The sequence below is a fragment of the Tenacibaculum dicentrarchi genome (genome assembly GCF_964036635.1).
Taxonomy (GTDB): Bacteria; Bacteroidota; Bacteroidia; order Flavobacteriales; family Flavobacteriaceae; genus Polaribacter; species Polaribacter dicentrarchi.
On the sequence record NZ_OZ038524.1, the window covers coordinates 634,022 to 645,846 of the forward strand.

Below are 11,825 nucleotides of genomic sequence, written 5' to 3' on the forward strand. Positions count from 1 at the left end.
TTATTAAAAACAATAAGATTAATTTGAAGCAATTTCCCGCTTTCCGCACTCGCTCTTTTTTTGAAGAAAAATCAAAAAAAGGAGCTCAAACAGATGCTTCAATCGGGGCTAGGCATTTTTACAAATAATTAAATTACAGTATAAGAATCTAAATTCATTGTAAAAATAACAAAATCTCTGATTTAAAAAATAATGTCGTTAAAAATCTGTTAGATTATTGTTTTGTTTTCGACTTAGCATCAAATTTTAGTATTTTTGAACCATGATTATAAATGATAATGATTGTAAACTTCAAGAAAAAATAAGTAAATGAAAGTAACACATATTCCTTTTAAAAAGACTGGTTTTTTCTCTAAAACAATGTTAGATTACTTAGAGCAATCTTCAGAAATAAAACCTTTTTATGCTAATTTTTCATCTTCAGAAGGATTTAAAAATCAAATAAAAACTAAAAAAGCTAGTTTTTCAATAAAACAAAGAAAAACGCTTGTTAAAGTTTTAGAAAAACAATATTTAAAAGTAACAACAACACCAAGTACAGTTCAAAATATTGCTAGTTTATCTTTAGAAAATACCTTTACAATAACCACAGGACATCAGTTAAATTTACTTACAGGACCGTTATATTTTTTATATAAAATAATTTCTGTTATTAATTTATGTGAAGATTTAAAGGCTAAAAATCCGAAAGAAAATTTTGTTCCTATTTATTGGATGGCAACAGAAGACCATGATTTTGATGAAATTAATTACTTCAATTTTAAACGTAAAAAAGTACAATGGAATTCTACGCAAACAGGTGGAGTAGGACGTTTTTCAACCGAAGGATTAGCAGATGTTTTAGAGGTTTTATCGAATCATTTAGGAACATCAAAAAATGCAGAATATCTAAAGAAATTATTTGAAGAAGCATATATAAAGTGTGCTAACTTAGCCGATGCAACTCGTTATATTGCCAATGAATTATTTGGTGAATATGGTTTGGTAATTATTGATGCAGATGAACGAGAATTAAAACGTGCGTTTATTCCGTTTATAGAAACAGAATTAAAAAATCAAACATCGTATAAAAAAGTTACAGAAACGATTAAATCTTTAGGTGAAAATTATAAAATTCAAGTAAATCCGAGAGAAATTAATTTGTTTTATTTAACAGATAAAATTCGAGAGCGTATTGTTTTTGAAAATGATATTTATAAGGTAAATAACACAAATATTTCTTGGAATTTAGATGAATTATTAAAAGAAGTTCATGAATTCCCAGAACGATTTTCGCCAAATGTAATTATGCGTCCGTTGTATCAAGAAGTAATTTTGCCGAATCTTTGCTATGTTGGTGGAGGTGGAGAATTAGCGTATTGGTTACAGTTAAAAAGTTATTTTGAAGTAGTTGAAGTGCCTTTTCCGATTTTGTTATTACGAAATTCGGCACAAATAATTTCTGAAAAACAAGCTGGTAAATTAGATAAATTATCAATTTCATTAGAAGAGATTTTTTTGAAACAAAATATCTTACTTAAAAATAAAATATTAGAAGTATCCGAAGAAAAAATAGATTTCACTACTCAAAAAGAGTTTTTAAAAGAACAATTTGTTAGTTTAAAATCCTTTGCCGAAAAAACAGATATATCATTTGTAGGAGCTGTAAATGCACAAGAAAAAAAACAATTAAAAGGATTAGATAATTTAGAAAAACGTTGGTTACGAGCAGAAAAACGGAATCATAAAAACTTGGTAGATAGAATTATATTATTACAAAATGAAATACTACCAAATGGAAGTTTAGAAGAGCGTCAGCGTAATTTTTCTGAATATTATTTATCCTATGGAAATACTTTAATAAAAGAGTTAAAAAAAGGCTTAAAACCTTTACAATTAGAATTTACAGTACTGATATTTTAAATGGAAAATAAAAAAGGATTACACGAAAATAACAAGCACAAAAACGGATACGATTTTAAATTTTTAAAAGAAAAGTATCCTCAAATATCAGCCTTTGTTATTGAAAAATTTGATAAAGAAACTATTGATTTTTCAGACCCTGTTGCTGTTAAAGAATTTAATAAAGCATTGTTATTTGCTTATTATAATATTAAAGATTGGAATTTTCCTGATGAAAATTTATGTCCTCCAATTCCGGGTAGAGTAGATTATATTCATCATTTAGCCGATTTAATTGCTGATGAAAAAGAAGTAAATGTGTTAGATATTGGTACAGGTGCAAGTTGTGTGTATCCATTATTAGGAGCATCGGTTTATAACTGGAATTTTGTAGCAACTGATATAGATTTAGATTCATTAGATTATTCACAAGATATTATTGATGATAATAATTTAGGTGCTAAAATTAAATTACGCCAACAATTTGATGAGTTAAATGTTTTAAAAGGAATAACAGAAGAAAATGATGCTTTTACTTTAACAATGTGTAACCCTCCGTTTTATAAATCGGAAGAAGAAGCAAGAGGTGCAAATAGAAGAAAATCGAGAAATTTAGGAAATAATACAGTTCGTAATTTTGCAGGAAACTCAAATGAATTATGGTATTTAGGAGGTGAAAAAGCTTTTTTACATACCTATTTATACGAAAGTTCATTACAACCAGAATTGAGTAAATGGTTTACTAGTTTAGTATCAAAAAAAGAGAATGTAAAAAGTTTGCAAGATTCTGCTAAAAAACTAAAAGTAAAAGAATTTAAAGTAATACCGATGAGTCAAGGAAATAAAGTCACACGTATTGTTTGTTGGCGATTTTAATAAAAAATAAATAAAACTAAAAATCTCAGATAAATTAATTTATCTGAGATTTTTTTTTGATAACGTCATGCTGAATTTATTTCAGCATCGCATCAATAGGAGAACTACGGCAAATCAGGATGCGAACCTGAAATAAATTCAGGTTGACGGATTCGAATTTTTATTTTTCTGTGATAAATTTTTTCAGATGAAATTTAAACAGTCTCTTAAATTTTAATATTTTCTAAAAAAGTACTTGTATTTGGGCCTTCCATAAAAAGTAAATCTAAGATAGATAAATTAGGAATAAATCCGTGTTTATCATCAAACATTTGAATATAAGTATCCATTTCAATTGTAACACCTTTTTTAGCAATTGCCAAATTTCGATAGTCAGGTATATTTGGAGTTACTTCGTAAACTTCGGTTTTTGTAAACGATTCCGTAATCTGTAAAGCATCAGTAATAAATAAATGCGTATCAATATTTACATCTTGTAAATACGTATATTTTTTATGAAATATTTTAGCAATATCATCTTCAAAAAACTCAAAAAATGGCGATGATTTATAAGCAGATTGTAATGATTTAAAATGTTGTTGTTGCCATTGAATTTCATTATCAACCAAAGTATCTTTACTTTTTTTTCTATTTTCTGTAATTAAATGTTTTACAGGAATATTTAAAGATAATTTTCCGTTCGCACCATAAATATAACATCGGTTTCGGTAGGTTTGTTTTTGATAATTATCATCAAATTCAAAAACTACCGAATCGGCGTTATAAATTTTTGCGTATTGCGAAATAGGTGCAAAATATGTGGGTATAAAAAGTGACATTATGATTTCTTTTTACCTTTTTTAAAACTATAAAGCGTATAACCTGCAATAAGTATTATAACCAACCATAAATAAGAAGTAGGTTTTCCGCTACCTCCAACAGTTGTAAACATTCTATCCCAACGAATAGAGTTTATTTTAGAAGCAAAATCAGGTGCATTAGGATTCCAACTTAACCAAATCATTACAGGTTTACCAACTACATGGTCAAAAGGAACATATCCCCAATTTCTTGCATCTAGTGAGTTTTGACGGTTATCTCCCATCATCCAGTAATAATCCTGCTTAAAAGTATAACTTTCTGCTTTTTTTCCGTTGATATAAATAGCATCACCAAAAATGGTTAAATCGTTATTTTCATATCTTCGGATAATTTGTTCGTAAAAACAAATAGTATCTTCATTTAAGGCAACTGTACTTCCTGCTTTTGGAATATAAAGAGGACCGAAATTATCAGAAGACCAAGCATATTTAGGGTTATGAGGAAAAACAGAAGCGTCATATGTTCCGCTAGGTTTTAAATATTTTGTAACGCTTTTTACAATAGTGTTTTTTCTTAAATTAGTAGCTTCATCATCAGTTAAATTAAAATAATAAATGCCATCGTTAGACATTTTTCCTTCACCATTGATATTAAATTCGTTGATGGTTTCCATTGATAATTTTTTACCTTGGGTATCCACTTTAAAATACCATTGTGGTTTTGCTCTATCTGGTAAAATTGTTTTTTTTCCGTTGATAAATACGTAACCATCACGAACTTCTAATGTATCGCCAGCAATACCAGTGGCTCTTTTTACGTAATTCGTTTTTTTATCAATAGGTTTATAAGTTGCCACGCCCGATTTATCGCCCCACATCGTTTTTAAACTATCGGCAGGCCAACTAAACACAACAATATCGTTGCGTTTAATTTTTTGAAAACCTGGGATTCTCATGTAAGGTAACGATGCTTTATTTAAAAATCCATCTTTATTTTTATCATCAGAAATAAAAGATTTTACACCTAAAAGAGGAAGCGTATCATGTGCCATTGGTGCGGCAATTGTACTACTAGGGATACGGGCTCCGTAGTGGAATTTACTAACAAATAAGTAATCACCAACTAATAATGTTTTTTCTAAAGATGAGGTTGGAATTGTATAAGGTTGCATAAAATAAGTATGCACCAAAGTAGCGGCAATAATAGCAAATACGATAGAACTTACCCATTCTCCTAAAGCAGAATTTGGTTGTAAACTTCTGTTTTCAATATAAGATGTATCGGTTAAATAATTGATATAATAAATATAAAATCCTAAGGTAAAAACGGCTAATAATGTATCTGTTTTTTTATTAAAACCGAAACTTCTACAAGTTTCTATCCAAAGAATAGGAAACATTAAAAGGTTTATAACAGGGATAAATAATAAAATTACCCACCATTTCGGGCGGTTAATTATTTGCATTAAAACAATTGCGTTATAAATAGGTAAGGCAGCTTCCCAAGCTTTTCTACCAGCTTTAACGTACAGTTTCCAAGTTCCTAAAAAGTGGATTGCTTGAAGTATTAAAAAGAATAAAAACCATTCTGAAAATGTCATAATCTAGCTATTTTTTTGTTCCTATATTAGGAATCTAATTCAATGTTATTAGTGCGCTTTATTAGGTATTTGTTACGTAATTAACCTAAGTTTAACACATCTCTCATAGAGTGAACCCCTTTTTTATCAACTAACCATTCAGCTGCAACAACAGCACCTAAAGCAAACCCTTGTCTGTTATGAGCGGTGTGTTTTATAGCAATAGAATCAACAATAGAATCATACGTTGTGGTGTGTGTTCCTGGTACTTTTGGAGTTCTGATAGCGGTAATAGGAATATTTTCTTCGGATGTTTTAGCATCTAATTCCCAAGCTTTTTTAGTGCTGTTTTCGATAATTCCTTCAGCCAAAGTAATTGCTGTTCCGCTTGGAGCATCTAATTTTTTTGTATGATGAATCTCTTCAATAGAAATAGTATATTCATCTAAAGTACTCATCATTTTAGCAAGTTGTTTGTTTAGTTCAAAAAACACATTTACACCCAAACTAAAATTAGAAGCATAGATAAAAGCACCTTGTTTTTGGTTGCATAAATCAACAATTTCTTGGTATTTATCAAGCCAACCAGTAGTTCCTGAAATAACAGGAGTTTGGTTGTTAATGCAATGACTGATATTGTTAAAAGCGGCATCTGGAATGCTAAAATCAATAGCAACATCGGCTTTTGTAATATCGTATGTTGTTTTTCCTGTATCTTTAATTATTATTTGATGACCTCTTTGTAAAGCAATTTTTTCAATTTCTTTACCCATTCTGCCATAGCCAAGTAATGCTATTTTCATATTAAAAGGAGTATTTTAAAGTTAAACCAACTTTTGGGGCTTCTATAAATAATGGATCTGGGTAGACCATTGGTTGTAATGATAGACTATCGTCGGTATCAAATTGTAATAAGTGGGCATTTACACTTGCTTCTACAATTTGTAAAACATAGAATAAAACACCTGTTAATAAAGATAAATCTCTATTTTTTCGAAGTACTTTTTGTGCATTTTCTAAACCTGGAGTAGAAATTAATTCTTTACCTTCTGCATTGGTAAATTCATCTTTGACACCTTGTGTTCTTAGTTTAAAAGCAGTTCTGTAGCGATTATATTCATTGCGATTATCAATATAAAAATAAGTAGGTATTGCTAAAGAAGCCCAAACAAAGGGTACTTTCCAGTATTTTTTATTATAAATTTGTCCAGCTCCAGGTAAAATTGCAGCATAAAAAGCAGCTTTACTTGGCGATAATGGATTGTATTTATTACTACTTATTTGCAGTTGATTAGCTTTTATAGCTGTAGAATCTTTTTGAGCAACCAATATTTGACTCAAAAAAAGACTCCAAAAAACGAATATGAGAGTACGAGTATGCAATTACTTTAATAAGTTTTTTAGGGTTAAAGTCTTCTTATAAATGCGCTTAAAAAGGGTAAATTTACAATTATTTATCATTTTTTGAAGCTAAAAATGATAAGAAATAAAAGTAACACTATTCTTTTGATGTAAAAAAACCACATAGTTAAATATGTGGCTTTTAATATTTGTAGATAGTTTTTACCCGTTTAACATTACTGGCATAACTAACATAGTAACTTTTTCACCTTGATCTGTTCCGTCAATAGGTGTTAAAATTCCGGCTCTATTAGGCAAAGACATTTCAATTAAAACATCGTTTGAATTTAAGTTATTAAGCATTTCACTTAAAAAACGAGAATTAAAGCCTATTTGCATGTCATCACCTTGATAATCACATTGTAAACGTTCATCAGCTTTATTTGAATAATCTAAATCTTCGGCAGAAATATTTAATTCTGTTCCAGCCATTTTTAAACGAATTTGATGCGTTGTTTTACTAGAAAAAATAGAAACACGACGTACAGAGTTTAAAAATGATGCTCTATCAATAGTTAATTTATTTGGGTTCTCTTTAGGAATTACCGCTTCGTAATTAGGATATTTTCCATCAATTAAACGACAAACCAATACAGCATTTTCAAAAGTGAATTTTGCATTAGTATCATTATATTCTACAGTAACATTGTTTTCTGAACCATTTAAAATTCCCTTTAATAAGTTTAAAGGTTTTTTAGGCATAATGAATTCTGCTGGTTGCTCAGTAGTAACATCGGTACGTGTATATTTTACTAATTTATGTGCATCAGTAGCTACAAAAGTCAATTCTTTAGCATTAAATTGAAAAAAAACACCACTCATTACAGGTCTTAAATCATCATTTCCGGCAGCAAAAATTGTTTTTGAAATGGCCGTAGCTAAAATATGTGATGGAATTTCAGTACTACTAGGTGCTGGTAATTCAACGGCTTTTGGAAATTCATCACCGCTAAAATACGCCATGTCGTACTTACCTTGTTCTGAAATAATTTCAATGATGCTGCTTCCTTCTACGTTAAATGTAAGTGGTTGCTCAGGAAATGTTTTTAGAGTATCTAGTAATAAACGTGCATTTATAGCTATTGATCCTGTATCGGTACTTTCTACTGCTATAATTGAACTCATCGTTGTTTCAAGATCTGAAGATGATACTTGAAGTTCGCTATTAGCTAGTTCGAACAGGAAATTGTCTAAAATAGGTAATGTGTTATTGCTGTTTATAACACCTCCTAAAACTTGTAATTGTTTTAATAACTGAGAGCTAGATACGATAAATTTCATTGAGTATATTTTCTGTTTATTAGATGTGCAAAGGTATCGTAATTTGACGATTTTAAAAATTATTTTTTCATTCAGATAAACAATTTAATTAAAAACATAATTAAATTGTAGTGTTCCGTAAAAATTGTAGTCAGGTACACGAGCACTTTTTAGCTTTTTACTGTGATAATTTATGGCGTAACCAAAATTATACTGCTTTGCCGTAAAACGAATGCCTATTTCAGTGGTAACTTTAAACGGAATAATTTGGTAGGTAATCGGGCTTTTATTATCACTTAAAAAACCGCCTTTAATGGTCGCATCGTAGGCAATATAATGAAGCATTGGTTTTATATAAACGAAAGATTCTATTTTGTTAGTATAAGCTGTTTTTTCGTTATTTAAATTTGCGTTAAAAGTAATCGAATTTGTAATTTTTTCAAGTGGTTTTAAGCTTAATCTTCCATAAAAACCTGTGGCTAAATTGGTGTGAATTGTTCCAATATTAAAGCTGTTTATCCAGTTAATATCTGCAAATGTTTCTTTTGATAAACTTTTTATGTGAGCTATTTTTAAATTGATGCCAACGGTGTTTTTAATTTGATATTTCCAACCTGTTATTTTTTTATAACCATATAAATTATGTATAAAACTTTGAAGCTCTTTACTTTTACTTGCTGCGCCAAGTATTCCTATTTGGAGGGTTGTTTTTAATAGACTATTGTCTTTATAAAATTTAGAAACACCAAAACTTCCAAAGGAATACCCTGCAAAAGGACGGTCATGGTTTTTAGGATGTTCTACTGATGCTTTAAAAGGCGTGTACATTTGATTTCCAACTTGGATTTCAATTATTTTTTTATCAATATTTTTAGACCATTTTCTAGCCAAATACCGATATTTTAAAAAAATTCCATTGGTGTAATACCTATCTTGTTCTAGCGAAATATATAAATCATTATCTGTTAAGATACTAAATTCCTTTGCCTGTTTTTGTTGTGCAAAAAGAATAGCTTTACAGAAGATTAAAAAAAAAAAGATTTTTTGTTTCATAGCAATTATTATCGTCTTACTTTAGCAATGTAGGGTTAAATATAAGGTATTTCAACTTAAATTTTTTAAATGAAAAATAAAAAAATGCTTACCATTGAAGATTTTGAAAGTATTTCATCAACAGATGAATTAGTAGCTTTAATTGAACAAAAAGAAATACCAATACAGAAGGTTCTTGATAAAATAACCTATGAAGAAGAGTTGAAAAAGCTCCAAATAGAATTAGTGAAATTACAGCAGTGGATTGCCAAAAATAACAAGCGAGTAGCAGTTATTTTTGAAGGACGAGATGCCGCAGGAAAAGGAGGAAATATCCGTCGTTTTATGGAGCATTTAAACCCTCGATCTATGCGTTTAGTAGCGTTAAATAAACCAACTGATGTAGAAAAAGGACAATGGTATTTTCAACGCTATATTAAAGAATTGCCAAACCCAGGAGAAATTGTTTTTTTTGATAGAAGCTGGTATAACCGTGCTGTGGTTGAACCTGTAATGGATTTTTGTCGTAAAGACCAATATAAAAAATTTATGGCACAAGTACCAGAATTTGAACACATGTTACATGAAGATGGTGTTACCATTATTAAATTTTGGCTGTCTATTTCAAAAGATGAGCAAATGCGCCGTTTTGATGCTCGAAATGATAATCCTTTAAAAAGGTGGAAATTTAGTCCTGTAGATAAAAAAGGACAAGAGCTATGGAGTAGATACACGTATTATAAAGAAGAAATGTTTAGTAAAACACATACCACCTACAGTCCGTGGATTGTGGTAAAAACAAATGATAAAAAGAAAGCAAGAATAGAGTGCATACGTCATGTATTATCGCAATTTGATTACCAAGAAGCATCAGAAAATAAAATAGTAAATAATCCAGACCCTAATATCGTAATGCGTTATTATCGTTCAGCAAAACAATTAGATTAACATGGAAAAGTTAACACAAGCAGCCGTAAATAAACTTAATACAAATAAGGGGTTAAAGTCGTTATTAACGAATCCGTTAAACCTAGAAAAAGCTGTTCGATATGTAGATTACGAACGCAAGCTTAAAAAATTACAGGTAGAATTAATTCGCATGCAAACTTGGGCTATTCATAAAAATGAACGAATTATTGTTATTTTAGAAGGAAGAGATGCTGCAGGGAAAGGAGGCGCTATCCGTAGAATGACCGAAAGAATTAACCCACGTCATATGCGAATTGTAGCGCTACCTAAACCCAATGAAGATGAAAAAGGACAATGGTATTTTCAGCGATATGTAGAGCAGTTTCCTAAGGCAGGAGAAATTGTTTTTTTTGATAGAAGCTGGTACAACCGTGCTGTGGTAGAGCCTGTGAACGGTTTTTGTAGCCAAGAAGAACATCAAATTTTTATGAATCAGGTAAACGATTTTGAAAGAATGATTTTAGAATCGGGCATTCGATTGGTTAAAATTTATATGTCAATCAATAAAAAAGAACAGGCTAAACGTTTTAAAGAAATTGTAAATAATCCATTAAAACAATGGAAAATTACTCCCGTAGATTTAAAAGCCCAAGAGCTTTGGGATGATTATACTGATTATAAAAGAGCTATGTTTTCTAAAACAAATACCCAAATATCTCCTTGGAAAGTAATTCGAGCAAATAGAAAAACAATTGCTAGAGTTAATGTAATTAATCATGTATTAAAGAGTATTCCTTACGATAAAAATACCGTAGTGTAAGCTACTGTTCTTTTTTTATCATCTCAAAAATATAAAATAACTCACCAGCAATTTGTTTGCTGGTGTTTAAATAGCTTTCAATAGTATTATTAGTGTTGTCTGAACTTTTTGGGTCGGTGTATGCTAGGTGAAATCTATCAATAGCATCGGCAATAAAAGGACAGTTTTCATCGGCATTATCGCAGGTTGTAATGGCAATATATGGATAACTATTATTAGGGTCGTCATAGGTTTTTGAAAATCCTAAAATGTTGTTTTTACATCCTTTAAAAGAAATTAAATATCGAGGGTTTTGATGCGAAAAATCTTGAATATTAAATTCAAAACCTGTTTTTTGCAAGCTTTTTACCGTGTTTCTATGAAAAGCAGTTGTTTCTGTTCCGCCTGAGTATGCAAAAATATTTTTTAAGTTAAAATACTCAATAGCAAAAAAACTCCAAACTTGTGCAAATTGGCTTCTTCTTGAATTGTGGGTACAAATAAAATTTAAATTTATTCTTTCTCTTTCTTGATACTCATTGATAATTAAGTGTGCAATATCAGTAAGTACTTCTTTGCGTTCAGGGCTAATTGTTATATTTTTTTTAGCTTGTTCAAAGAATATTTTTGTACTGATATTTTTAGTGTTTATCATTTTTTTAGAGTTCTTTTGTAAGATGTAATTTTTGCAAAAATACGCTGTAAAGCTCTTTTTTTAAATTAAATAAAGGTTAAGTATGTGTTTCGAAATAGGAAATAAAGTATCGGTGTTAGATGCTGATATTAGGGGGATTATAACAAGGAAAGAAAAGGAGCTGTTCTTTGTTGAAGATCAAGATGGCATGGAGTATCCTTTTTTAGCATCAGAATTAATTAAAATTCAGGTAGAACAATATGAATTAAGTAGGCAAACACGTGTTTCAAAAGCGCTGTTGCAACAAAAAACGCAAGAACCTGTTAAAAAGAAAAAATCTTTTTTTGTAAAAGATAAGAATGAAGTGGTTATGGAGGTAGATTTACACGCTAATAAATTAGTGAAATCTACCCGTGGCATGGATAATTACGAAGTATTGTCATTGCAGTTAGAAACGGCAAAGCATAAATTGGAATATTGTATTTCAAAAAGTATTTCGAAATTGGTGTTAATTCACGGAATAGGAGAGGGGGTTTTAAAAACCGAACTAGATTATTTGTTGAATAATTATCCTGTAAAATATTATGATGCTTCTTATCAAAAATATGGTAAAGGAGCTACCGAAGTTTATATTTATCAAAATCCTAATTAAT

The 11,825-nt window shown here is 29.8% G+C and carries 12 protein-coding genes; 5 read left to right on the plus strand and 7 right to left on the minus strand.

The window, feature by feature from the left end:
• Window positions 1–309 precede the first annotated feature (309 nt).
• Together bshC and rlmF are read left to right on the plus strand one after the other, a co-directional pair.
• Window positions 310–1,902, plus strand: a complete 1,593-nt coding sequence (gene bshC, locus ABNT14_RS02795) for a bacillithiol biosynthesis cysteine-adding enzyme BshC (protein WP_101902347.1) — start codon at window positions 310–312, stop codon at window positions 1,900–1,902.
• On the plus strand, window positions 1,903–2,757 hold the full coding sequence (rlmF, locus tag ABNT14_RS02800; protein ID WP_101902346.1) for a 23S rRNA (adenine(1618)-N(6))-methyltransferase RlmF: 855 nt from the start codon (window positions 1,903–1,905) through the stop codon (window positions 2,755–2,757).
• A 206-nt stretch (window positions 2,758–2,963) separates the two neighbouring features.
• On the opposite strand, the gene ABNT14_RS02805 is transcribed toward rlmF, so the two are convergent.
• The 6 genes from ABNT14_RS02805 to ABNT14_RS02830 all read right to left on the minus strand — a co-directional run bounded on the left by ABNT14_RS02805 (window position 2,964) and on the right by ABNT14_RS02830 (window position 8,851).
• On the minus strand, window positions 2,964–3,575 hold the full coding sequence (locus tag ABNT14_RS02805; protein ID WP_101902345.1) for a WbqC family protein: 612 nt from the start codon (window positions 3,573–3,575) through the stop codon (window positions 2,964–2,966).
• A complete protein-coding gene (lepB, locus tag ABNT14_RS02810) occupies window positions 3,575–5,158 on the minus strand; it encodes a signal peptidase I (RefSeq protein ID WP_101902344.1) in 1,584 nt (527 codons plus the stop codon). The genes ABNT14_RS02805 and lepB overlap by 1 nt, the downstream gene beginning before the upstream one ends.
• Window positions 5,159–5,238: 80 nt before the next feature.
• Window positions 5,239–5,940, minus strand: coding sequence for a 4-hydroxy-tetrahydrodipicolinate reductase (gene dapB / locus ABNT14_RS02815; RefSeq protein WP_101902343.1), 702 nt, complete (start codon window positions 5,938–5,940; stop codon window positions 5,239–5,241).
• Between the two features lies 1 nt (window position 5,941).
• Window positions 5,942–6,478 (minus strand): DUF5683 domain-containing protein, encoded by a 537-nt coding sequence (locus ABNT14_RS02820; RefSeq protein ID WP_232118285.1) that lies wholly within the window; start codon window positions 6,476–6,478, stop codon window positions 5,942–5,944.
• 222 nt (window positions 6,479–6,700) lie between these two features.
• Entirely contained in the window at window positions 6,701–7,819 is a 1,119-nt protein-coding gene (gene dnaN, locus ABNT14_RS02825) for a DNA polymerase III subunit beta (RefSeq protein WP_101902342.1), read from the minus strand.
• Window positions 7,820–7,903: 84 nt separating this feature from the next.
• Entirely contained in the window at window positions 7,904–8,851 is a 948-nt protein-coding gene (locus ABNT14_RS02830; protein WP_101902341.1) for a lipid A deacylase LpxR family protein, read from the minus strand.
• Window positions 8,852–8,920: 69 nt separating this feature from the next.
• Between ABNT14_RS02830 and ppk2 (ABNT14_RS02835) the strand changes: the two genes are divergently transcribed.
• Window positions 8,921–9,778 (plus strand): polyphosphate kinase 2, encoded by an 858-nt coding sequence (gene ppk2, locus ABNT14_RS02835; RefSeq protein WP_101902340.1) that lies wholly within the window; start codon window positions 8,921–8,923, stop codon window positions 9,776–9,778.
• Between the two features lies 1 nt (window position 9,779).
• The gene (ppk2, locus tag ABNT14_RS02840) at window positions 9,780–10,559 is read left to right on the plus strand and encodes a polyphosphate kinase 2 (RefSeq protein WP_101902339.1); all 780 of its coding nucleotides are present in this window, start codon (window positions 9,780–9,782) and stop codon (window positions 10,557–10,559) included.
• Between the two features lies 1 nt (window position 10,560).
• Here the strand turns inward: ppk2 (ABNT14_RS02840) and ABNT14_RS02845 are convergent, their stop codons facing one another.
• Window positions 10,561–11,193 carry a hypothetical protein gene (locus tag ABNT14_RS02845; protein ID WP_101902338.1) on the minus strand — a complete coding sequence of 211 codons (633 nt, stop codon included), beginning with the start codon at window positions 11,191–11,193 and terminating at the stop codon, window positions 10,561–10,563.
• 82 nt (window positions 11,194–11,275) lie between these two features.
• On the opposite strand from ABNT14_RS02845, the gene ABNT14_RS02850 reads away from it, so the two are divergent.
• Window positions 11,276–11,824: a Smr/MutS family protein gene (locus tag ABNT14_RS02850; RefSeq protein ID WP_101902337.1), complete on the plus strand. Its 549-nt coding sequence runs from the start codon at window positions 11,276–11,278 to the stop codon at window positions 11,822–11,824.
• Window position 11,825 lies beyond the last annotated feature (1 nt).